The sequence below is a fragment of the Hydrogenophaga sp. UC242_53 genome (genome assembly GCF_042696965.1).
Classification (GTDB): Bacteria; Pseudomonadota; Gammaproteobacteria; order Burkholderiales; family Burkholderiaceae_C; genus Hydrogenophaga.
On record NZ_CP170552.1, the window covers coordinates 3,370,290 to 3,392,447 of the forward strand.

Annotated in this window: 29 protein-coding genes, 1 tRNA gene and 2 pseudogenes; 15 read left to right on the forward strand and 17 right to left on the reverse strand. The window is 59.1% G+C overall.

Annotated features, from left to right (window positions below; all coding sequences use genetic code 11):
* Position 1: 1 nt before the first annotated feature.
* The 13 genes and pseudogenes from ureE to ACFJI0_RS17005 form a co-directional block, all read left to right on the forward strand.
* Positions 2-550 (forward strand): annotated as a pseudogene (gene ureE / locus ACFJI0_RS16945) (urease accessory protein UreE); the annotation flags it as partial.
* Positions 540-1,262: an urease accessory protein UreF gene (locus ACFJI0_RS16950; RefSeq protein ID WP_382321307.1), complete on the forward strand. Its 723-nt coding sequence runs from the start codon at positions 540-542 to the stop codon at positions 1,260-1,262. The pseudogene ureE and the gene ACFJI0_RS16950, both read left to right, overlap by 11 nt.
* Positions 1,263-1,292: 30 nt before the next feature.
* Positions 1,293-1,973, forward strand: coding sequence for an urease accessory protein UreG (gene ureG, locus ACFJI0_RS16955; protein WP_382321310.1), 681 nt, complete (start codon positions 1,293-1,295; stop codon positions 1,971-1,973).
* Positions 1,974-2,015: 42 nt separating this feature from the next.
* Positions 2,016-2,103 (forward strand) — tRNA-Ser (locus tag ACFJI0_RS16960).
* A 722-nt stretch (positions 2,104-2,825) separates the two neighbouring features.
* Entirely contained in the window at positions 2,826-3,626 is an 801-nt protein-coding gene (locus ACFJI0_RS16965; protein WP_382321312.1) for a hypothetical protein, read from the forward strand.
* A 150-nt stretch (positions 3,627-3,776) separates the two neighbouring features.
* Complete coding sequence (locus ACFJI0_RS16970; protein ID WP_382321315.1) at positions 3,777-4,286, forward strand: hypothetical protein; 510 nt, start codon at positions 3,777-3,779, stop codon at positions 4,284-4,286.
* A gap of 146 nt (positions 4,287-4,432) precedes the next feature.
* Positions 4,433-4,705, forward strand: a complete 273-nt coding sequence (locus ACFJI0_RS16975) for a thermonuclease family protein (protein ID WP_382325699.1) — start codon at positions 4,433-4,435, stop codon at positions 4,703-4,705.
* The gene (locus ACFJI0_RS16980) at positions 4,705-5,412 is read left to right on the forward strand and encodes a zeta toxin family protein (protein ID WP_382321318.1); all 708 of its coding nucleotides are present in this window, start codon (positions 4,705-4,707) and stop codon (positions 5,410-5,412) included. The genes ACFJI0_RS16975 and ACFJI0_RS16980 overlap by 1 nt, the downstream gene beginning before the upstream one ends.
* 7 nt (positions 5,413-5,419) lie before the next feature.
* Positions 5,420-5,608, forward strand: a complete 189-nt coding sequence (locus tag ACFJI0_RS16985; RefSeq protein WP_382321321.1) for a hypothetical protein — start codon at positions 5,420-5,422, stop codon at positions 5,606-5,608.
* 687 nt (positions 5,609-6,295) lie between these two features.
* Entirely contained in the window at positions 6,296-6,577 is a 282-nt protein-coding gene (locus ACFJI0_RS16990) for a hypothetical protein (RefSeq protein WP_382321323.1), read from the forward strand.
* An 87-nt stretch (positions 6,578-6,664) separates the two neighbouring features.
* Positions 6,665-6,889, forward strand: coding sequence for a DUF2188 domain-containing protein (locus tag ACFJI0_RS16995; RefSeq protein ID WP_382321325.1), 225 nt, complete (start codon positions 6,665-6,667; stop codon positions 6,887-6,889).
* A gap of 84 nt (positions 6,890-6,973) precedes the next feature.
* A pseudogene (locus ACFJI0_RS17000) lies at positions 6,974-7,822 on the forward strand (Ku protein); the annotation flags it as partial.
* Between the two features lie 25 nt (positions 7,823-7,847).
* A complete protein-coding gene (locus ACFJI0_RS17005) occupies positions 7,848-8,771 on the forward strand; it encodes an SOS response-associated peptidase family protein (protein WP_382321328.1) in 924 nt (307 codons plus the stop codon).
* Positions 8,772-8,889: 118 nt separating this feature from the next.
* Here ACFJI0_RS17005 and ACFJI0_RS17010 read toward each other — a convergent pair whose 3' ends face one another.
* The 3 genes from ACFJI0_RS17010 to ACFJI0_RS17020 form a co-directional block, all read right to left on the reverse strand.
* Complete coding sequence (locus ACFJI0_RS17010) at positions 8,890-9,558, reverse strand: hypothetical protein (protein WP_382321330.1); 669 nt, start codon at positions 9,556-9,558, stop codon at positions 8,890-8,892.
* Complete coding sequence (locus ACFJI0_RS17015; RefSeq protein WP_382321331.1) at positions 9,555-10,145, reverse strand: hypothetical protein; 591 nt, start codon at positions 10,143-10,145, stop codon at positions 9,555-9,557. The genes ACFJI0_RS17010 and ACFJI0_RS17015 overlap by 4 nt, the downstream gene beginning before the upstream one ends.
* A 316-nt stretch (positions 10,146-10,461) precedes the next feature.
* Positions 10,462-10,929: an SET domain-containing protein gene (locus ACFJI0_RS17020; RefSeq protein ID WP_382321333.1), complete on the reverse strand. Its 468-nt coding sequence runs from the start codon at positions 10,927-10,929 to the stop codon at positions 10,462-10,464.
* Positions 10,930-11,463: 534 nt separating this feature from the next.
* On the opposite strand from ACFJI0_RS17020, the gene ACFJI0_RS17025 reads away from it, so the two are divergent.
* Complete coding sequence (locus ACFJI0_RS17025; RefSeq protein ID WP_382321335.1) at positions 11,464-12,135, forward strand: hypothetical protein; 672 nt, start codon at positions 11,464-11,466, stop codon at positions 12,133-12,135.
* A 149-nt stretch (positions 12,136-12,284) separates the two neighbouring features.
* Positions 12,285-12,866: a hypothetical protein gene (locus ACFJI0_RS17030; protein WP_382321337.1), complete on the forward strand. Its 582-nt coding sequence runs from the start codon at positions 12,285-12,287 to the stop codon at positions 12,864-12,866.
* A 125-nt stretch (positions 12,867-12,991) separates the two neighbouring features.
* Here ACFJI0_RS17030 and ACFJI0_RS17035 read toward each other — a convergent pair whose 3' ends face one another.
* The 14 genes from ACFJI0_RS17035 to ACFJI0_RS17100 form a co-directional block, all read right to left on the reverse strand.
* Entirely contained in the window at positions 12,992-13,732 is a 741-nt protein-coding gene (locus ACFJI0_RS17035) for a hypothetical protein (protein WP_382321340.1), read from the reverse strand.
* The gene (locus ACFJI0_RS17040) at positions 13,729-14,361 is read right to left on the reverse strand and encodes an SET domain-containing protein-lysine N-methyltransferase (protein WP_382321342.1); all 633 of its coding nucleotides are present in this window, start codon (positions 14,359-14,361) and stop codon (positions 13,729-13,731) included. Before ACFJI0_RS17040 ends, ACFJI0_RS17035 begins: the two co-directional genes overlap by 4 nt.
* An 8-nt stretch (positions 14,362-14,369) precedes the next feature.
* Entirely contained in the window at positions 14,370-14,912 is a 543-nt protein-coding gene (locus tag ACFJI0_RS17045; RefSeq protein WP_382321344.1) for a hypothetical protein, read from the reverse strand.
* Positions 14,913-15,511: 599 nt separating this feature from the next.
* Positions 15,512-15,832: a helix-turn-helix domain-containing protein gene (locus ACFJI0_RS17050; RefSeq protein WP_382321346.1), complete on the reverse strand. Its 321-nt coding sequence runs from the start codon at positions 15,830-15,832 to the stop codon at positions 15,512-15,514.
* Positions 15,833-15,884: 52 nt separating this feature from the next.
* Positions 15,885-16,097 (reverse strand): helix-turn-helix transcriptional regulator, encoded by a 213-nt coding sequence (locus ACFJI0_RS17055; protein ID WP_382321348.1) that lies wholly within the window; start codon positions 16,095-16,097, stop codon positions 15,885-15,887.
* Positions 16,098-16,252: 155 nt separating this feature from the next.
* Complete coding sequence (locus ACFJI0_RS17060; protein ID WP_382321350.1) at positions 16,253-17,461, reverse strand: hypothetical protein; 1,209 nt, start codon at positions 17,459-17,461, stop codon at positions 16,253-16,255.
* Between the two features lie 370 nt (positions 17,462-17,831).
* Entirely contained in the window at positions 17,832-18,317 is a 486-nt protein-coding gene (locus ACFJI0_RS17065) for a hypothetical protein (protein WP_382321353.1), read from the reverse strand.
* Positions 18,310-18,639: a hypothetical protein gene (locus tag ACFJI0_RS17070; protein WP_382321355.1), complete on the reverse strand. Its 330-nt coding sequence runs from the start codon at positions 18,637-18,639 to the stop codon at positions 18,310-18,312. The genes ACFJI0_RS17065 and ACFJI0_RS17070 overlap by 8 nt, the downstream gene beginning before the upstream one ends.
* Positions 18,608-18,874, reverse strand: coding sequence for a hypothetical protein (locus ACFJI0_RS17075; protein ID WP_382321357.1), 267 nt, complete (start codon positions 18,872-18,874; stop codon positions 18,608-18,610). The genes ACFJI0_RS17070 and ACFJI0_RS17075 overlap by 32 nt, the downstream gene beginning before the upstream one ends.
* 99 nt (positions 18,875-18,973) lie before the next feature.
* On the reverse strand, positions 18,974-19,366 hold the full coding sequence (locus ACFJI0_RS17080; protein ID WP_382321360.1) for an HNH endonuclease: 393 nt from the start codon (positions 19,364-19,366) through the stop codon (positions 18,974-18,976).
* A gap of 199 nt (positions 19,367-19,565) precedes the next feature.
* Positions 19,566-19,808 (reverse strand): hypothetical protein, encoded by a 243-nt coding sequence (locus tag ACFJI0_RS17085; RefSeq protein WP_382321362.1) that lies wholly within the window; start codon positions 19,806-19,808, stop codon positions 19,566-19,568.
* Positions 19,805-19,930, reverse strand: coding sequence for a hypothetical protein (locus tag ACFJI0_RS17090; RefSeq protein ID WP_382321364.1), 126 nt, complete (start codon positions 19,928-19,930; stop codon positions 19,805-19,807). The genes ACFJI0_RS17085 and ACFJI0_RS17090 overlap by 4 nt, the downstream gene beginning before the upstream one ends.
* A gap of 93 nt (positions 19,931-20,023) precedes the next feature.
* Positions 20,024-21,274 carry a tyrosine-type recombinase/integrase gene (locus ACFJI0_RS17095; protein WP_382321366.1) on the reverse strand — a complete coding sequence of 417 codons (1,251 nt, stop codon included), beginning with the start codon at positions 21,272-21,274 and terminating at the stop codon, positions 20,024-20,026.
* 329 nt (positions 21,275-21,603) lie between these two features.
* Positions 21,604-22,053, reverse strand: coding sequence for a DUF4148 domain-containing protein (locus tag ACFJI0_RS17100; RefSeq protein WP_382321368.1), 450 nt, complete (start codon positions 22,051-22,053; stop codon positions 21,604-21,606).
* Positions 22,054-22,158 lie beyond the last annotated feature (105 nt).

Here is a 22,158-nt window from a genome sequence, read left to right on the forward strand (position 1 = left end):
GATGCTGCAAGTCTCCAAGCTCATCCCCCAAGGCCAGGGCCTCGCCAAGCCGCTGGTGCAGCGCGCGGCACAGCTGGTGCTGGACTGGGACATCCGCCAGAAAAGCCGTTTCGACGCCACCACGACCGACGAGCGCCACGTGGGCGTGTTCCTGCCGCGCGGCACCGTGGTGCGCGGTGGCGACGTGCTGCTCACGAAGGACGGTTCGCTGCTGCGCGTGGTCGCCGCGCCGCAGCCGGTGCTGCGCATCACCGCCTGCCCCGACCACCCCGCGCAGGACCAGGCTTTCGACCTGATGCGCGCGGCCTACCACCTGGGCAACCGGCACGTGCCGATCGAGCTGCGGCCCGACCACCTCAAGATCGAACCCGACCACGTGCTGGCCGACATGCTGCGCGCCATGCACCTTACCGTGGTGGAGGCGCGCGAGCCCTTCGAGCCCGAGGGCGGTGCCTATGGCGCCCAGGGCGCGGGCCACGCCGGCCATGCCCACGGGCACGGCCATCACCACAGCCACAGCCACGATCACCACCACGGACATGACCACGGCTGACGCGGGCCACCCGGTGCCCGAGCGCTCCGCCGCCAGTCTGCTGCAGATCCTGTGGCTGGCCTCGCCCGCGCTGCCCGTGGGCGGCTTCTCCTATTCCGAGGGCCTGGAGGCCGCCGTGGACGCGGGCCTGGTGCACGACGAAGCCAGCGCGGCCGCCTGGCTCACCGACCAGCTGCACCTGGGCCTGGCACGCAGCGACCTCGCGGTGGCGGCCCAGGCCATCCCCGCCTGGCGCAAGCAGGATCTGCCTCGCGTGCGCGCGCTGAATCACTGGGTCCTGCAGACCCGCGAAACGCTGGAGTTCCGCCTGCAGACCGAGCAGATGGGGCGCTCGCTGCTCGAGTGGGCGCGACAGCTCGGCGAGCTGGGCGCGGGCGTGTTCGAGCAGTTGCAAGCCGCCGACCTGAACCCACCCACCTACCCGGTGGCCTGCGCCTGTGCCGCCGCGAGCGCGCAGGCCAGCGTGCGCGACAGCCTGGTGGGCTATGCCTTCGGCTGGGCCGAGAACCTGGTGCAGGCCGCCATCAAATCGGTGCCGCTCGGCCAGAGCTCGGGCCAGCGCATGCTCGCTCGGCTGGCGCAACAGATTCCCGACGCGGTGGACCACGCCCTGGCCCTGAGCGACGACGCCCGACAGGCCTTCAGCCCCATGCTCGCGATTCTTTCCGCGCGCCACGAAACGCAATACTCTCGCCTCTTCCGCTCCTGAGCACGCGCCCCCCCACACAAGGAGACCGCCATGACCACCGCCCTGCACCACATCCCCCGCCGCACCAAGACCCTGCCCCCCTTGCGCGTGGGCATCGGCGGCCCCGTCGGTTCGGGCAAGACCACGCTGCTGGAAATGCTCTGCAAGGCCATGCGCGGGCGCTACGACCTGATCGCCATCACCAACGACATCTACACCAAGGAAGACCAGCGCCTGCTCACCGTGAGCGGCGCGCTGCCGGCCGAACGCATCATGGGCGTGGAAACCGGGGGCTGCCCGCACACCGCGATCCGGGAAGACGCCTCGATCAACCTCGAAGCCATCGACCGCATGCTGGACCAGTTCCCCAACGCCGACGTGGTGTTCATCGAAAGCGGCGGCGACAACCTGGCCGCCACCTTCAGCCCCGAACTCAGCGACCTCACGATCTACGTGATCGACGTGGCCGCGGGCGAAAAGATCCCGCGCAAGGGCGGCCCCGGCATCACCAAGAGCGACCTCTTCGTCATCAACAAGACCGACCTGGCGCCCCACGTGGGCGCCGACCTGGAGGTGATGAAGGCGGACACCGCGCGCATGCGCCCGGATGCCGCGCGCCGCCCCTGGGTGATGACCAACCTCAAGACCCTGACGGGTGTGGACGAGGTGGTGCGCTTCATCGAGACCCGGGGCATGCTGCGCAGCGAAGCCCGGGAGCCCGTGCCGGCCTGAAACACCGGCGCAGGCTAAAATCCCACCCTTGTCATCGCTCCCGGAGACTTGGGTGAGCGGTTTAAACCAGCAGTCTTGAAAACTGCCGACCCGCAAGGGTCCGTGAGTTCGAATCTCACAGTCTCCGCCAAACTCCTAGTGTTTATGCGGCTTCCAGAGGGGTCTCAGAATAAACGCACCATCACAGGTGCCATCCCGCGCGAGACTTAGCGAGATGACCTGATTGTTGTTACCGCACTACTGGGGGGGGTACAAGCTTCCCGCCCAATCGCTCGCGATCGAATACCTGACTGTGCCTAGCAGCCCGCCTCACGCGGGCTTTTTTACGTGCATGCTCCATCGCGAGTCGAGTGCTCAGTGATTTGCTTCATCGATGCTAAGGTGAGCGCTGTCAACAACTGCCATCGGAGCTCTGACGCCATGTCTCCCTACGCGCCACGCATTTTCCTTCCCTTGTTGGTCGTTGCAGTCTTGGCTGGCTGTGGCGGGAACGGCTCCGGTACAGCGCCACCCGCCACTCCAACAAATTACAGCGTTGCGGGGGAAGTCAACGGACTAGCGGGCAATCTGGTTCTTCAAAACAATGCGAGTGATGACTTGACCTTGACCGCGAGCGGCCCTTTCAGTTTCCCTCTTCATTTGTCACACGGTTCTACATACCGGGTGACCGTGGCCGCAGATCCCGCCTTTCAGCGCTGCGATGTAACGAATGGGCAAGGGCCAATAACTAGCGACGTGAGCAACGTGACAGTCGCATGTGCGGACAGTGTGCTGGTAAGCACCTTCGCAAGCACCCCAACGCCAAGCGGCGGCGCGTTCGACGCAAGTGGCAATCTTTGGGTGACTGATGTCATGAACAACATCGTGCGCAGCATCTCGCCATCTGGAGTGGTGAGCATCGTCACCACGAGTATTGCAGGCCCGGCCGGAGTCAGCAACGTGTCGGGACAGATGTTTGTCGCTGGAAGCGGTGAAAACCGGGTGTATCGAGTCGAGCCAGACGGCACATTGCACGTGTTTGCTGGGAGTGGCGCTTCCGCGTCAACAAACGGCGTTGGCGTGGCAGCATCGTTCAACCGACCCTTCGGCCTAGCGAGCGACGCTGCTGGGAACCTGTATGTGTCCGAAGTTCAAGGCAATTTCATCCGCAAAATCTCTGTCGGGGGACTCGTTACGACATTGGCTGGAAATGGCGTCGCGGGGTTCTCAGACGGTCTAGACAGCACGGCGAGCTTCAATCAACCGAGTGGTCTTGCGGTCGATTCAGGTGGCAATGTCTTGGTCGCTGACTTGCTCAACAACCGCATTCGCACAATTAGTCAAAATGGTCTCGTATCGACTCTGGCAGGAAGTGGTGCGGCAGGATCTGCAAACGGCTCCCGCCATGCGGCCAGCTTCAATGGACCGCACGATCTAGATGTTGGATCTGATGGGGCGGTATACGTGGCAGATGAAGGTGGCAACACCATTCGACGCGTCTTGCCGAATGGCGACGTCTCCACGCTCGCCGGAACTGGCGCATTAGGTTCGACGGATGGCGCCGGTAATGTCGCCTCCTTCAACCAACCATTGGGCGTTGTCATCGATGCGCTGGGTCAGATCTTCGTGATGGACTGGGGCTCAAACGCAGTTCGCAAGATCGTTCGAAACTGACTGAGCCGGTCTGAAGCACTATGGCCTCATGCGAGGGAGCGGCTAAGTGCAAACGGCTAGATGCGTGATGGACTTCTCGTCCAACCTGCCGTGAGAAGAGACAGAATCTAAATTCTCTGTTGCAAGGGTTGAACGAGCTAGGAGGGATGAATGAACAAGAATCTCTGGTCTGCAGCCGCTGTGCTTGGCGCGCTTCTCCAAAGCAATGCCGCTACCGCACAAAACGGTTGGAGTCACGGCATCACAAATGGTCGCGACGCTGTGTATGCCGCAACCATCAACGATAGCGGAGCGGTCTTAGGTCAATACTGCTTCTTTGAAGATGAGTCCTGTTACTGGATACTCGCCAACAACATCGGCTGCGAAGAAGGCGAGATTTATCCAGCCCTCACCAGTTCTGAAATCACTTCAAGCAGCATCGAAATGGTCTGCGGCGGAAAGCTAAGCGAGGGTAAGACTCGCTACTTCCTGAAGCCGTTTGACACCATCGAAAAGATTTCTCAGGGCTCGAAGTACATCGGCATTGCTATAGCGATGGACGACGGTCAGTTTCGTGTCAATCGTTTCGACCTCAGGGGCGCGACTGCTGCGATGAAGCGAGCGACCGAGCTGTTCCATAAAACTCCACGTCGTTCGTCAACGAAAGATAGAACCTTGTAGTGTCAGCCGCCCTACTCTGCCTGGTCGTTGCCATCAGCGATGGCGACACTCTTAAGGCCCGATGCGGTGTGCCGGGAGCCTACGAACAGATCACCATCCGAATCAGCGCGATAGACGCCCCTGAGAAGGCCCAGGACTTCGGGAACGTGTCTCGGCAGCACTTGGCGGCTTTGTGCTTCCAGCAGGCCGCCAGGATCGCACCCAAAGGCACCGACCGGTATAAGCGGACGATCGCCGATGTCGAGTGCCGGGGCAAGGATGCAGGCCAGGAGCAGATCCGGGCGGGCCAAGCCTGGTACTACGTGAAGTTCGGCAAGAGGTACGAGCATCTGGCCCAGGTTGAGCAGCAAGCCCGAGACGCAGGGCTCGGGGTGTGGTCTATGAAGGCTGTGCCACCTTGGGAGTGGCGGAGACAATGATGACTGACGAAGAGAAACTGATCAGTGACACTGCACTAGTTTGGGCAAGGGCGAACAAGAAGTCCTTTGCGCGAGCGCTCGCTGACCCCCAAAAATACCCTGGTGAGGCCCAGCCTGTTTCGGTATTCATGGCCGGCTCTCCTGGAGCCGGAAAGACCGAGGTGGCGAAGGCGCTTACGGCGTTGTTCCGAGAGCGCGTCTTGCACATCGACCCAGATGATTTCCGAAGCGCGCTTCCTGGCTACAACGGAAAGAACTCTTGGTTATTTCAGGCAGCTGTAAGCGTGCTTTTGGGCAAAGTCTTGGACTTGGCGTTCGAACAAAAACAGAGCTTTCTGCTGGATGGCACCTTGTCCAACATGAAAACTTCCACGGAAAACGTAGAACGAGCGGTAAAAAAGGGGCGAGAAGTACTTCTTTTGTATGTATATCAGGAACCTTTGCAGGCCTGGAGATTCGTACAAGCTAGAGAGGAAGCCGAAGGTCGGAACATTCCTCCTGCCAGATTTGTTGACCAGTTTTTCGGGGCTCGTGACGTGGTTAACGAACTCAAGGTAAAGTTCGGGCCGTCCGTTCAGGTTGATGTTATCTTCAAAGACATCGACGGAAAGAACCGACGGTTCGAAGCGAACATCTCCGACTTGAACCACGCTGCGCCGATCCCATACTCCCGTGAAGACGTAGAACGCATCGTTACCTCTATCTAGGACCATCATGCTCAAACTCTTCCACAGCCGCCGCACATTGGTCGAAGAGACGCCACTGTCTCACTTTGTGCAAAAAGCTACTGCCGCTGAGAAGCGCAAGATATACAACCAAGTGATCCAGCAAGCATCGGAAGAGCAGCGCGCGCTCATCGAGATCGTGCAGCGCAAGCACAGCAGGAACCAAGCAGCGGCATAGGCCTCCTCTGATCCTGCCGAGCCCGCCTAAGCGCGGGCTTTTTTACGCCCGCTCGATCTTGCGCCAAGCCTCTCTGGCGGCCAGGTCCTTGATCGACGTCTCGCCTCTCATTCTCGGGCTGCACAGGGCGCAACTGCAAGGCGTAGGCGTGTCCACAGCCTGAGCCAGCGCCACGGGCTCCAGGCGCAGATCCCTGCCCCACAGAAAGCGGCGCTTCGTCTTGAGGCGTTCGCGGTGATGAAGTCGGTCTGATCGCATAGGTCGATTCTCTGTCGGTTTGCAGCCCTCCCTTGCACACGTCCTCACAAGTCCATCTTTGCAACGCTGGTGGACATCCTGGGACACTACCGCACGTCGACAAACTGTATGTATGTACAGTATTTCTGTATGATTCCAGACCATGGACTCCCTGCCCGCCGACATCTGGATTGCCGCTTGCGCCCATGTGCTTCAACAGCAGTGGCGCACGGTAGACCCTGGGCAACTTGAGGAGCTTGCGGGAGACTTGTGGCGCGACGAACGCCTGCGCTCCATGACGCCGAGCGATGCGGCCCGGGCTTGGCTTGAGCCAGTCGCCAGCGCCCTGCCTCAACCCTGACGCGCGCAGCCATGCGAGTGACGATGACCATGCTGCGTCGAGCTGGCCGAGCGCTGGGCGCCTCAAGCCAGAAGCCTATGACTGGTGACGTGCACACCAAGAAGTTCAAGGCTGGCGACGCCTGGGTGAAGGTGTTGGCGTTTCAGCAGACCAACTGTGCACCCGGGATGGTTGAGCTATACGACCCAAAGGTGAAGGAATGCACCCAGGGAGAGGCCACGATGGTGCTTGCCGGCGTCGAAAGAGATGAAGACGCCTGGGTTGTGCAGGAATGGAGGATCGAGGTGTCTCCCCATCCTGCTGAAACGCCTGTCGGCAAGGGTTGGCTAAAGCCTGAGCGTCGGCACTCTTCAATGGATCGGGTTGGGTGATCGCCCATACACGGTTGAAACCTCCGTCGTCCTACAGCAATAGCTCGCCCAGGTGTTCACCATGGTTGTCCACCTTCAGGAGGCACCATGCAGAACTACCACATCAAGCCCCATGACGGGCATTGGGACTTAACGAAAGAAGGCGCTGAGCGGGCGTCCATTTCTAAGCCCACCAAGGCCGAGATCATTGCTGCGACCGAGGAGTTCATGGCCGAGCGGACCGGCTCCGTCAAGATCCATCTTGCCAATGGGCGAGTCGAGGAAGAACGCACATACCCCCGCTCTGCTGATCCTCATCGGTCCAAGGGGTAGCAAAGCTGCGCAGCAAAGTCCAAGGTCGCCAGCAAGCCCGACCCCGACGCGGGGAAAGCACCGACTTCTACACGCTCGCTTTGGAAGGGGGCCATCAGCTTCGGCCTGGTGCATGTGCCCATCGCCCTGTTTTCGGCGACCGACGAGAGTGACCTCAACTTCAAGATGATCGACAAGCGCACCATGGACCCCGTGGGTTACAAGCGCATCAACAAGAAGTCGGGCAAGGAAGTCGCCAACACGGACATCGTCAAGGGCATCGAATGGGAAAACGGCCAGTTCGTCTTGCTGACTCCCGAAGAGATCGCGGCCGCCTATCCCAAGACCACCCAGACCATCGAAATCGAGTCGTTCATTCCGATCAACGAGATTCCTTTCGTGTACCTGGAGAAGCCTTACTACACTGCGCCGATCAACAAGGGGGCGAAGGTCTACGCACTGCTTCGTGAGGCGCTGGCAGACACTCGAATGGTTGGTGTCGCGAAAGTCGTCATTGCGAACAAGCAGCACTTGGCGCTGCTGATGCCTTGTGGTCCGGCGCTGGTTTTGAATCTTCTTCGCTGGGGCGGAGAGATTCGTTCTTGGCAGGCCCTGGAACTACCACCTCAAGGCATCAAGGAAGCGGGTATTCGCGAACCGGAGCTGAAAATGGCGAAGGCACTTATTGAGGACATGTTCGCCCACTGGACCCCGGATCAGTTTCGAGATACCTTTCACGAGCAAGTGATGAAGCTCGTGGAGGACAAGGCGAACGCGGGGCACGTCGAACAGGTGGAAAAAATCGCGAGCGACGCCGCCAAGACCAGCAGCAATGTCGTGGACCTCACTGAACTTCTCCTGCGGAGCATGAAGTCGAAAGCGGCAGCGTCCGGTGCGGCCAAAAAGACAACAACTCCAAAAGCTGCACCGACGAAATCACGCAAGGCTGCGTGACTGTGTCGATCGTGAAGGATCTGCAATGTGCTACTCGGCTCAGATCTGGGCGGACTACCGCCGATACAAGCGTGCCTATGGCTCTGAGATCGACATCGCGACATTCGCCGAGCTTTTCTGGTCCCGCTTGAGCGATCCCGCGATCAGCATCCCCAAGGGTGTCGAGGCCTCGTTCGACCACCCCACCAATCCCGATGAACAGCGCATCAAGGGTCTGATCGACCAGCACCGCGCTGCACAGGCGATGGTGATCGAGCAGGACCTTTTCAAGCAGAAGGGCCGCCTGGCCGAGGCGGAGCGCAAGCTGGCCAGCAAGGTGACAAAGGCGGCATCCGAGAGCAAGCGCATTGCGACGGACAAGATCGCCAGGGGCCACAATCGCCTGAAGGATCTCAACCGCTTCGAGCTGCAGCCACGCGACTCGCGGATCTTTCCCGGCCACTATGCCCCGGTGATGATCATGGAAGACGGACGCAAGATGATCCGGCTCATGCGCTACCAATGCCGGCCTGCTGGTAAGCCAGCCTTCTACGATGAGAAGTACCCGGGCACGTACAACGCCCGCAAGACAAGCCTTTCGGGCTTCTGGCGCGGCCAGTTCGGGTACACGCATGGGCTAATGATGGTGGACGTGTTCTACGAGAACGTGGACAGGCCTAGCGGCAACGTCGTGCTGGAGTTCCACCCCGAGCCGGCCCAACCCATGCTGGTAGCTTGCCTGTGGTCCAAGTGGACAGCGCCTGGCCAACCCGACCTGTTGTCGTTCGCAGCGATCACCGATGACCCGCCGCCCGAGGTGGAGGCGGCTGGGCACGACCGCTGCATCGTGTCGATCAAGTCAGAGAATGTTGATCGCTGGCTGCAGCCCAACCCCGAGCGACTCGACGAGCAGATGGCCATCCTTGAGGACCCGGTGAGGCCGTACTACGAACACCGGCTTGCTGCATAGGCGTGACCACTGCCTGAAAAATCACCCGGTAGGCTATTCCCACGAAAGCGCGAAATCCTGTCCAAGGAACAATCCGAGCGTGTCTTCATCGATGTTGCCGCAGATGTTGCACATCGTCCTACTCCGCAGCCGCCGCCTTCTTGCGCCGAGCGTCCAAGAGCGCTTGAATGTCGGCCTCGTGGCCCTGGCTGGCAGTCATGCGTTTGACAATCGCCGTGTTGACGAGGTCTAGTTGACGAAGGGCACCGGAGCGGCCGACCTTCTTGCCCTCTAAGGTGTGCACCAAATACTTGCCATCGTTGAGATCAAGCATGCCAGCCATGGCGGCGCCTGGGTTTCGCTGCATGGCAAGTTGATCCTGTGTGCTGATTTGCTGCACCAGAAACTGCCCGTAGTCACGATGCATCTGCGTTTCCGCGAGCGCCGCATTGACGAGGCTGGAAAGAGCCGCAAGCTCCGCAGTGTCGGCTGCGCTCTGCGCCTGCTTGTTCAATGCAGTCTTCGCATCTGCCAGCTCGGTGCGCTGGATACTCACGGACCGGGCCAGAAGAAGCAGCGCCGCCGTGGCTACAGCCGGATTGAGCACCCCACCGAAATAGTCACCGAACTGCCCCCACTTTTCGACGTCGGGCACGACGGACTTGCCCGCGAAGTGCAACCCATAAAAAATGATGACTAGCGCCACGAGCAGCAGAACGCAGCTGATGATTGCTTTTTCGCTTGGAGGCGGTTCTTTGGACTTTTCGCTCACCACATCGCCCTTTGATTGACTGGATACGCAGCTCATGTTTGCCCACGAAGTTGGTAGAGATTTACGTCTGGCCCCCACATCGGACGGTCAACGAGGAAAGGCTGCCCAATGCGGAAGATTGTTGGATCTGGTGAAAGCCCGCCTTCCGGGCCTTCCTTGCGATAGAAAAATAGCAGGAGTACAAACAGCCCTGCAACCGCATTCAAAGCGTGCTTCAACGAGGCTTCTGGAAAATGAGTGTGCCGGTGGTGCTTCACGTTGTTGTTCGCCTCCCACCACAGAGGCTTGGAGTGCGCTCCCCAGCGCTCCCACGGCTTGAAGGTGAGCCCGAATTTTGGAATCATGACCTCGGCCGTTGTCAGTTGGGGATGCGCCGCCAAAATCACTGACTTGTAGCGGGCTATGCCATCTGCTTTCGCATCTGGGTCAATCTGCTGACATAGTTGCTTAGCAACTACATCTACTTCGGAGGCTGCAGCCATCAGCAGCCGAGCGAGTTCCAGAGAGTAAGAACTGAAATTGGCCTCTGTGGGCTCCAGGTATCGAGCTAAGCGAAGGACATCTTCTTCTAGAGCGAGGAAGAAGTTCCAGTGCTTCGGAGTGGGGGCTTCAAGTATGCCCATACGACCTCAGAACCTTGACGCCCAGTTGCCCAGGTACGCAAGATAAGCTCCCAAGAGAACTCCGACGCCAGTCAAAACAAGTTGACCTGTGGTGGTCGGGATCGGGAACGGTAGCGCGGCAACAATCTTGTCCACATCGATCAGAACACCAGCCCTCTCCTCTAGTCGCTCCATCCTTCGGCTCACGCGCAAGCCCAACAATAAGAGCGACAAGCAAGCGCCTGAAATGAACACCCCGATCTTTATCCAGCACTTGGGGCACGCCAACAAGATGTTCAGAAATGCTTCCATCACCGTCCCCGAGAAGTAGTGAGATTTAGATCGGATCGATGTCACGATCGCTGAACCAGTCGCCACTTGTCGACGTTGGCTCGCCCCGATCGCCGTTGTAGTTGATGGTCAGTTCCTCATGGGCTTCGATGTCGCGCACAGCAACGAATGTTAGGAACTCTGACTTCTCGTCAGCAGCGAAGCGCATGTTCGCTGAGTTGGCATGGTTGTAGATGCTGCCCCAACCGAGCGCTAAGCAATCTACCTGCACGCCGCCAGTGAGATGGCCCCAACAAAACACTCGATCGGCAATGGACGCGGGAAGTTGATAGGTGGGATTGCGTAGAACAAGAACAGGGCAGACCTCCACTGTCTCGCCTTGTAGGATTTTGCGAGATGCAAACACCCCGAGGCCCTTTTTAGTTCCGGTCTCCTTCACATACCCAGCGGACGCCTGGACGTTCAAGGTGCCCGCCGCCACAGTTTTTGTTGAGGTTTGCTCAGCAGCCGCCATAGTTCTTCTTTCCGCTCTTGGTGATGGTGTACGTGCCGCCGCGTGGACCGACGAAGCAAGTCTTGCCACCAGGCGCTGTGTAGCTGGTGTTTGGAGTCGGCGCGAAGTTGTAGGAGTTGGCCGGCGACGACTGCGGCGAAGGGCGATAGGCCGGCTGCGGTGCTACTCCAACTGAGCCAGACTGGGCTCTCTGGTTTGCCGCACGTAAGCACTCAAGCCGCTTAGACGCAGGCTCCAGGGCATTACAGGCCTCAAGCAAAACAGCGGGCACTTGCGCTGTGGCGACGCCTCCGATCAACGCAAGCACCATTGCCCCGTACCGGATCATGTGCTGTCCTCCTCGTAATTGTTCTGGCAGATGCGCGCACGACCCGGACTCCGAAAAATACACTCCGCTCGTGATCAAATCATTCTCACGCTCATGGCAATGCGCGGCAACGGTACTTTTTCCCATCTTCCGACCGGGGTGTGACGGAGTTCCGTTATTCGTTAGTCGATATGGCCATGAGGTTTCATACACGGAGCCAATGGAACATGAAGTTTGCAGAGATCGTCAGTCGCTCGGGGCGTATTCCTTGCGGGCCGATTGAAAGCCGAGCGTGCCCCGATCAGTACGTGGGCTATCTGTCCGCATTCGGCCGGATGCACCAAGCATCTGAATGGCACAGCGTACAAAGAGAGCCAGCACTGAGTAGGCCCGAAGGCCCCGCTCTAATCGTAGTTCTCGAATCGCCCCACATAGAAGAGTTTGAGGGAGACCTCGGGCCCGCAAAAAATGCGTCAGGAACCGGGTTCGCCTTGGCTTGCTGGCTGCGCACCGTTGTCGGACATGAGGCTGATGACAAAGACTATTCAGTCATTCTCGTCAACGCTGTGCAGTACCAATGCTCGCTTGGTTGTGCTCCGAAAGCGCACCGTGACGAAATCTTTATGGCGGTGTGGCAGGACTATGGCGAGATTGACTTCAAAGAGCGGCTGACGGCTATCCATCGAAAAGGCGACATAGTGCTGTGCTGCTGCACGGCCGGAAAAACCAAGCCACCTTTGAGAGAGCTTGTTCTCGACGCGATCAATGACGCGTTGAACGAAGCCAAAGTCCTGCGGCGCCGTCATCCAGCCTCTTGGGCGCGCAACCGAAACTACCGCGAAGCAGCTGACTGGGAACGCTCTAAGAAGCGGCTACCGAAAAAACCAATCTGCACATGAAGACCTGCGCACTTTGTTTGCGGAACCGCACGCTTCGGAACAGTCACATCTACCCTGAGTGGATATACAAACCTCTCTATGACGAAAAGCGGCGGCTAGAAATCTTGTCCGTCATTCCAGATGGGCGGAATGAACTAAAGCAGAAGGGAATGCGTGAGCGCCTCCTATGCGATGACTGCGAGCAGAAGCTTTCCGTCTGGGAGGGGTACGCCCACTCAGTTTTTGTCCAGCCGCAAAAGCCTTTGGAAATGTCTCAACAGGGCACACTGCTACAAGTGAGCCGCCTTGACTACAGCAAGCTGAAACTCTTCGAGTTGTCAATTCTGTGGCGCGCGGGGGTGAGCACGCTGCCGTTCTTTGAAAAATGCCAGTTAGGGCCACACGCAGAGGTCTTACGTCGTCACCTCGATGCGTCCGATCCCGGACACCCTGATCGCTATGGAGCGCTGATGTTCGGCCTAAAGGTTGGCGAGCGTCCCGAAGTTCTCCAAGTGATCACTGAGCCTCGTCCTGTACGAAGCTATGGAATCAAGGCTTACAACCTCACATTTGGAGGTTTCCTTTGGGTGTTCCATGTGTCTCGTAGCGACCCTCCACTGATTCTTCGACAAGGATTTCTCCTCGCTGATGGATCTCGGCTAGTGAGCATTCGCAATGCGCTTGAGATGCAAAATCTTCAGGCATTTGCGCAGAAACTCGAACGGCTGGGCCGTGCGCCCCAGCCGCGATGACACTGTGGCCTCACGTTGACCTTTCAACATCGTGGCAGTAGTCGTCCATATGTCTAGCTTGATCGCGAAGGACCCTTGCCAATCCGCGCATCAGAGGTCTAGCCCCTCCCTTCCAGCCGTTGCGGCTAACTCTGGCCTTGCCGTCCGCGCTCTTCGGCCCCGTAGACTGCTCCCACGGTTTCCATCGTTTGATGGCCTCTCGCTGCCGCTCGCGCTGCTCCTGTGTCCAGATCCGTCCCGCCATACAGCGTCTCTCCTAAAAGTTTGGTTGGCTCGTTTTCGATTTCTCCGCACGCCTGCGCGGGCGCTTGTGCGCGCTTGGTCTCGAAACCCGTCGCCGTGCCGTTATTGACCTGCTGCGGGCCGTTGGAGATATTGGCTTGCCTCGCAAACACTACGGGCGGGTTCTTAATGTTGGCGAGCGTCTCCAGCGTGTTGCGGCATTGGCTCTGTGCCTTCAGCGCAAGACGCATGTAACGCTCGGTGGGCTCCATATACGATCCCATATTGGCCGCTGCACGCCGGGCCAGCTCAGCGAACATTGCGTTTAGGGCGACGGCCTGGCTGTAGAGCATGGTCTCTGCGCCCCTCAAGTTGCCCCCCTCCACATCGACCAGGGTAGAGCGCAAAGCCTTCACCGCTTGAGTAATGCCAATCTCGCCGTTGATGTTGGTGCCGTAGCTCTGGGTGAGAACAAGATTTGAGACAAGCCCCTCGACGGCCAGCTCTGCCTCAATCTTCTCCCTGTCGAAGGGCTTTCCCTCAATTTCGAGCACTCGGGCCTTGTTGATGGGTGGCGCGACTGGCGGGGGCACTGGAGACTTGGCGACCTTGGCTTTGCCAGACTTCTTGCTCGGAGCAGTCATTTGATTTCCTTTGATTGTTTTTCTATGGGAGTCACATCGATGGAGGGAAGGTGTCCAAGCTTCGCCAGCAAATAGCCCGCCTCGCGCGTCAGATCGACGCAGGAGGCGCCAAACCACCGCGCCCATGGGTCACCCAGCCATCGCAAGCTTGAGGCTCTCCAACGAATCGTGGCCAGTGTTTCGTCGGCTTTGGGCTGAAGATCCCACCCGTTCACGCTGCCGACCTGGCGGTAGTCAACGGTCAGTTCTTCTCCGGGGGCGATTTCATGGCGACTCACCATCACGAGACCGTCGGGCATTGGCTCAAATCGACAGTTGGGTAGAGGCGAGTGATTGGTCAGTCGACCCGCCACGGTCCGGCGACTACCCAAGCGAGCGGGGGCGACTTGCTGACCCGCCGGAATGGCTTCTTTGGTGAATAGACCGTGCCCATGGATCTCGGACGGGCCCAAGACATAGCGGTCGTACCCTGGGGGCATCTCAGCATGGTCGCTCATGTCCGCAACCACCGCCGTCACCCAGGCTGCGGTCAGACCGTACTCAGCCAAGAATCTCGCGTAGTCATCTCGCACGAACTCTAGGAACTGAGCCCTGGGTAGCAGTTGGTCAATTTCGGTTTGAAGTCGCATGGCGCACCTCATATCAGGGCGGCTTGTAGCGCGCCGCTCGCGGTCGCCACCGAAGATCCCGGCTCTTGAGCACGACCATCAATGGGTGTCTTCCGCGATTGCTGGGTTCCGGTTGAGGTGGCTGGCCGATCGGCACCGTGCGCCAGGCAGCGCGCGACCGCCGCCTTCGCATCGTTGCAGACCTCCTCAGCAATGTCGGCAAGCGCGGAAGATTGCGCGACCTCAATGTTCACGTCTTCATTGCCACGCATCGAGACGCCCATGATGTTTTCGTGCAGTTGGGCGGACCTGGCTTCGATCAAAACCAGCCATGGGACCAGCCGTTCCAGCTCCTGGCGCAACGAGGTTGAGAGCGCCCGTTCAGCCCGCAGAAGATCCGCATCAGATGCGGACAGTTCTCGGACGAGGCCGAGCCGCTCAGCCATCAGTCGAAGTTGCGAGGGGTGTACGTCCACGATGGCCCCTTCGGAGAAGCTCTTGTCCTCCAGCCGCAAGTTGCCGTTGTCCAGCCGTTGGATTTTCAGGTTGGGTATGTCTTCGGTCCAGTTCATGTTGGTCTTTCAATGGGTGACTGTTGCTACAGCAGATGGCTTATCTAGATGGTCACCGTGAGACGGTGTAGGGAGAGTGGCAAAAGTGGCCCTGATAGCACCGTGAGACGGTGTAGGCGGGCGCTTATCTACACCGTGAGACGGTGCAATAGGAGGCCTCTCTACACCGCGAGACGGTGTAAGGGATGCGTTTTTCAGGGGCACGAGATCGCGGTAAGCGCCACGCATAAATAGCTCCTGCGCACCGATGTCATAGCCAGGGTGACGGTCGAGCGTCTGCCAGGTCACCGCAAACCACGACGCCTTGTTAGGGCGGCACCCCTGGACGGTCTGGTGGACAAAGCCGGCATCGAGTAGCTCACGCAGTGCACGGGTTATGACGTCATTGCTCTTCCATCCGCGCTTCGCGAGGTAGGCAGCTGAGGCCAGGAGACGCCCGTTGTTGTCGCGGACGAACTGCCGGGCGATCTCCATGAGCAGAGAGCGCGCGGGGTGGCTCAGAGCGGCGTATGCCGGACTGTCTAGGACAGTCCATGGCAGGGCTACGAACCCGCCAGCATCGCGCCCCGAGCTACCCTTTTGGCCCGGGTTACGCTTGTTCACAGCGATGCAGCGCTCTGGGGCTCAGCCTCAAGAACATAGCGAGCGGCGCCGCGATGTTCAAACCCATCTCGGTCGTACAGGGTCACCCTCTCAGTACGAATCGCATAGCCATATCTGTCTCGCAACTCCTTGATGCGTGCAGGAGCTTGGTAGCAACCGATGCGGCGAAGGTCGTAGGAGGTTTTTGGACCGCTTCGCAGTGCTTGGACGATCCGGTCTCGCTGGGCTTCCCCTGAGGTGCTGCGAGCCATAAAATCGATCCGCGCTTCCTTCGAAGCCCCGTTTGCATCTTGGTCGGTGTGCGGGGCTTCGTTCATTTTGCGGCCCTCCCGTCGCGGTATCGGGTCCACAGGTAAAGGATCGCGGCCATCATTTGGACACCCCTTCTCCTTGAGCGTCGCGCCAGGCGATCAGTTCTGCGCCGTCAAGAACCGTGCATCGAGGGCTCAAGCGTTTCGGCTTTGGGAAGTCCTCTCGTTCCTTGATCCAGCGCCACAGCGTGGCTGGTCCGATGCCGAGCAGTTCCGCGGCTTGCTTTGGTCGATATGACCGGGCTTGGATTTGACTCATCCGAGGCTCCATAAAAACCGAGCCTGGACTTCATGCGTCTGAGACTACGGTTCGTCCCGCGTTGTCGATTGACTGCGGTATGGAGCCCCATCATTGGTACATTTTGCGGACGGAAAAACACCGGAGGATCTTCGGAGAAACACCGTAGAACTACCGGAGAATTGGCCCTATAGCGTGTGCTTTTTGGACGGCAAACTACTCAGATTTCGCATAGCCTGCCCCAGATCTGAGGGGGCAGATTCGACGTCAGTTAGCTTGCCCTTGGCTTTCGCCCACTTGAGGGCTTCTTCTTCAATCCAGCCGCGCGACGCGGCTTTAGCTGCCGCCAGTCCATTCTTGCTCGCGTCGTGCAGATCGCCACGAATCGTTGGCCAGTGGTGCTCGTGAGCACGTATCAACACCTCTTTAGGGCTGCTGAATTTCGGGCTTGATGAGGGCGGGTTTGCATTCCCCGCCCTTTCCACGGTCTCTTTTGCCGACTCAGCCGAAACCGACCCCAATTCTTGCCTTGGCGTCACTGCATCCTGCGCGTCAGCAGTTTTGAAGAATTGAGCGCGCGCATCTTCCGTGGTTGCCAGCGACGGGATGGTAGGTGCCAGGGCTTTCATAGGTTCAGGCAATGTCCAGCCACAGTGAACTGCAAACGCGGCTACCTCCGACAGCGAAACTTCTGCATGAGGGCTCTGCAAAACACCTGAGTAGAGTGCCAGAGGGCGTATCGGCCCGTTCGTACTCATGTTGGCCTGGGCAATATGTAGGCGGTCGGCGAACTCTGGAGGTAGTCCACGCGGCACACCCCTACGTGATTGCAGCCAATGTCGCATGCCAAGAACTTCCTCGTCCGGCTCCACGTCCAGGGTGAGGCACACGGTCTCCCACAACTGCGCCTTTGGAATGAACTTCCACTTGTTCCAGTTCGCTGATGACGGTCTGCGCGAGGGCGAATAGCCATTGCCACGCAGGGGCGTGATGGGCGCTGGGGCTTTCGGCACTTGCACAGGACGCGGAAACTTGTCAGGCAGCATGTACCCGTTCGCCATCGCCCACTTTCCAACTTCAAGCAGTCGCACGCCATTCAGCGCCGCATCGCCTATGTTCAGAGTGCACGGCGTGAACGCTGAACCGTCAGACATGCTGGCCAGAAGTAGGCGCAGGGTCTTCCGATATTCAGGGCTTGCATCATCAGGGTCCGGCGGCTGGCTGGCTGGCTCTGAGCCATGCAGCAAAGCGATTGCCTCAAAGACCTTGACCTCCGGCAGCTTCTTCCAAAATGCCCAGTCAACCGTCGCATGCAGCGGAACGCTACCACTGCCACCTCCTACCCCTGGTGGTGGGCGCATTGCGTCCAGCTCTTTCTTTTTCTCGTTCTCATTCACCGTCGCACCCCTTCATGATGCGGCCTTCAACGGGTGCCCCAGCAGGCGGGTGAAGGTTTCCCGCTCTTCGGTTCGCGGGCCTAGCTGGGGCGAATCAGTCTAGCGTTTTGAACGACAGCTAGTTTGTGACGCGCGACGAATGCGCTCCACGACTAAGCCTGCTTCGACCTCAGACATCACTTCGAGAAAGATCTGTGTGGCCTTTGGGTCATTGCAGGCATCCGAAGCTTCCCAAAGTCGCTCCCAACGATCTTCCGTGGACATTGCGCAGATCCGGGGCAGATCGGACCCAAAGAGTGAGCGCGGCCGTAGGCCAAGAATGCTGCATGCGAAAAGGCGATCTCGGTCTACGGGCTCGATCGGGCTGGGCTTAGCCATGTTGGACAGCTCCCTTTGCTTGCAGCAGTAGCCTTCTTTTGAACTGCTGAAAAGCCGAATCAGAGTAGGCCCTGGCAGCCATGCTGACGGTCCGATGCCGCTCTTTTTTCCCCTCCGGACTTAAGGCTCGGATCTCCCGCCGAACTTTCTCGCGGTGGCGATAGAGTTCGTCCTCTTCAAGGGAGAAGTGATCGTGGTCAATGGTTATGCACCACCAATCGGAGTCGCGCAGCTTGACACCGACTTTTCCTTTGCCGCGTGTTCCCGGCACCCACTTGCGTTGCGCCGACAGAGTCGCGCAGTCGTTCAATCTCAACTGCAGGTAGTTTCCCGGTGGCATTGATTCTGTGCGCGGAACAAAGCCTTCGTCCTGCAGCTGCTGCCATGTTCCGTGGATATGGGTGAGCCCTAGCCGCACGAAGTGAACATGGATGTCACTGGTGCGAGCGCGAATGTCCGCGTCACTGACTTTAGACACGCTGAACCCCGCTGATTTTCACGCTGTTGTCTCGCGCTGCCACGAGCTGTTCAAGAGTAAGACCGGGAAAGCGCTTGCGCTCCAGCCATACCTCACGCAAATAGGCGTCCGTGCAATCGATGCCGATCCTGATGTACGTAGGCCCATCTTCGGCCTGTGTCGTGAGGATCTCACTGCGGCCCGCGTCTGTAGATCCGTTTCCCGCATTGGGAACAACGAATACCCTTGTGTCACTGAAGGCGCAATGCTGAGTTTCTGTGGCCATGGAAAAATCCTTTCTTCGCTGTGAATCAACCTTGTCCGTTGTTGTTGAAATCGACATACTTTTTCAGCTCCTCACTGGAGACGGCGTCATCACTGAGGCCAGACAGCAGAAGGCTAGAGATGCGCAGAAGTCGACCTGCAATAGCGCGGACGGCATAGTGCGCCTGATCATCGGCATCAGTTGACACTAAGGCAGGAAGCATGCGCACGATCTTGTCCATCTCATATACGCCGCTCAGGCAAATCTTTGCTCTCTCGTCGTTCCAGGGGTGCTTGACAGCTTCAGTAGCCATTTCGATCTCCAGTAGTGGTTTGTTCTGGGCGGCTTGTGAGCGGGATTGGCTGGCTGCCCGTAACATTGCCCCGCATGAAATCGGCGCGGGGCTTACCGATCAGCGCGCTTCGCTCCCCAGACTCTGCGTGACGAACTCAAGCGCCGTCCGATCTCTCTTCGCCAGGTTGCACGGCGCGCACGCCGCGACAAGATTCAACGGATCATCGCCACCACCGAGCGCGCGTGGCTGTTGATGTTCAACGTGCCATTTCCCCGAGAGATCCAAAGGCACGCCGCAGTAGTGGCATTTGCCAGCCGACTGTTCGTAGATGATCCGCCGCCTGCGCGAAACAGGCTGTGAAGGCGCAGGAATCATGGTCAAGAAGGGTTCGTCTGGCCATAACTCACCCTGCACCGCGCTGCCAGGCTGCATGTGATGGTGGTCGTTTGCTGCAGTCAGGCGAACGCGAGCATCGGCAAGGGCTTGCGCCTTGTCTTCCGAAATGCTCAAGACAATGCCTGCCTTCGGTTGAACAACCATGTACCGTGTGGAGTACAGGCCACGAGACACGCAGGGCACGCTTGCAAGTGAATACGAGCCTTCCTCACCGAAGACGCCCCCATAGATTGGACGCTGGAGCAGACGTTCGCCAGACATGCTGCGCGCTCGTTATGAGAGCTTCTTCAACTGGTCTTGAGGCACTCGCATGTCAGTGCCTCCTGGCGAACATCAGCAGACACTCCGGCTCAAGATGGTGTTTCACCGCCAGCCCACGCAGACGTTCGGCTGAAGCCCGCTCGCCCACGACGATGAGCGTTGGCCCACCGTCTTCCGGCATAAACGTGCCGCATACGTCGGAGTTGCTGACGTGTTGAAGAATGCGGTCTGGGACCTGACCAGCAATGCGAACCTGGCCGATGCCTACGGCTTGGAGGAATCGTGAAAAGCTCATGCTGCCTCCTGCGAAGCGGGAAGAAGCTTGCGCGCAGGCTGCGTCAGCCGCGCATCGAGACCGTCATGAGCACGCATCCGCAGGGTGAGCGGCGCGAATTGGGTAACATTGACCTCAGCCATTTAAACCTCCTGAACAGGTTGACTTGGTTAGGGTCGCATCGGTGTTCCACCACCTTTGCGACCCGACTTGCCCTGCAAAAACCGCCGCAGGGCTTAGCGGATCGAAATCACTTTTCCCTTCGCCTGGGGTGTGGTCGTGCAGTACGCCGCCCACATGTCCATCAGTTTGCGGCGCTTCTCAAAGGCGTCGCTCCGCAGATACGCAGCTTCGGTTTTGTCCCCGACGGCGTGAGCCATCGCCCGCTCGGTGATCTCGCGCGAGAAGTTGGTGTGTTCAATGGTCCAGTCCCTGAAGGTTGAACGAAACCCATGCGGCACGCCGTTGGCTTTCATGTCCTTCATGAGCTTGCTCATCGCCATGTCTGAGAGAGGCACGAGCTTTCGCGGTGAGGGAAAGATCAGATCTGTGCCAGCAGTCTCACCGACACGCTTCAACAGGCTGATGGCGGCGGGCGAGAGGGGAACCCGATGAGCGACGCCCGCCTTCATGCGCTGCTTTGAGTCCTCACCGTCTTCGCCAGGGATGAGCCAGGTTTTCGACTTCATGTCGATCTCGTTCCATGACGCATGCCGCACGTTGTGAGATCGTACGTTGGTCAGGATAAGGAGTTCTAGCGCCCTAGCCGCCATGCCCTCTTGGCTTCTCAGCGCTTCATAGAAGGATGGAAGCTCTTTCACGGGCACGGCACGGAAATGCGTGGTCTTCGCAATCTTGTGCCGCGCAGGGAGCAAGGTGGCGAAGTTGCCTTTCCATCTCGCAGGGTTCACCCCGTCTCGAAGGCCCTTAGTGGCGGCGGAATCGAGAACCGTCTCAATGCGTCCGCGTAGGCGGTTGGCGGTCTCGGTCTTTGTGTGCCAGATCGGCTCCAGGATCTGCATGACATGCTCTAGACGGACGTCACGAACCCACATGTCCCCAATGACGGGATAGGCGTACATCTCAAGCGTTCGCTCCCACTGGCCCTCGTGCTTCTCGTTCTTCCACGACTTGCGGTGAGCCGCAATATGCTGCTGAGCACAGGCCCGGAAGGTCACATCCTTTGCACGGCTCGCAGCCAGATCCCGGCGCGCCGCCTTTTTCTCATCGATGGGATCAACGCCACCGCCGATCTTTTCGCGCGCCAGGCGAGCCAGATCACGAGCCCTAGCCAAGGTCACGTCAGGAAACCCGCCCAATCCCATCTTGCGGCGCTTGGCTCCGACCATGACGCGCAGCACCCAGCTCTTGCTACCTGACGGGGTGATCTGCAGGCCTAGTCCCGCCACCCCGCCGACAAAGTGCAAGCCTGGCTCAGAAAGTCGTTTGACTTCCAGCGCGCCAAGTTCGTCGGCCTTCTTAGGCATCCACCGCTCCATGCACCATAAAACGTACCATAAAAAACGAGATTCGATGATACGTCGAAATACAACGCGGGTGCAATGAGATTCTTTCTCCCTAGGTAGAAGCGTGATTTATGAGACGACTTGAGATTTCTCAGTATCTGAATATGGAGGACACAGTCTCCGCCAGAACCAGAAACAGCAACGGGCCCATGGGGCCCGTTGCTGTTTCTGGTGCGGACAACGCGGTTCGCATCGGCATCACTCCTATTGCATGGTGAAAAACAACCCTGACAAGGTGCTCCGGCAGGTCAGTTTGGGGCAGCCGGATCACCTCGCCATGCGGGCTGCCTTCACTGGCCCAGGCTGACGCTGGTGCCGGCGACGGCGCGCAGACCGGCCTGACGCACTTGCTCGGCCTGTTGCGCGGTGGCGATCACGGGGTACGCGGCGTCATTCTCATTCACCAGGCCCAGGCGCTGGGCTTCTTTCAGCTCGGCCACCACTTGGGCGCGGGTCTTCTCGAAACCGGCGGGCACCTCGAACTTCACGATGTCGGTGTCGGCCAGGCGGCCGGCGTCGCGGGCGGCGATGGCTTGGGCACGGACTTCGTTGCGGCTCAGGCTGGAGCCCGTGGCAACTTCGAATTTCACGATGTCGGTGTCGGGCAGCTGGCCGGCGTCGCGGGCGGCGATGGCCTGGGCTTGCACTTCAGCGCGGGTCAGCGGCGCGCTCTGGGCCATGGCGGCACCGGCAACAGCCGTCAGCATGAGGGGGATGAGGACACGGGTCGAGAGTTTCATGATGCTTCCTTGAACGGTAGGTTGAATGGATGGATGGAGGTTTGGATGGAGGTTTGTGCCGCCTTGGTTTCGGCACAGGAGAGACTGTAAAAACCGGGTCTGTCA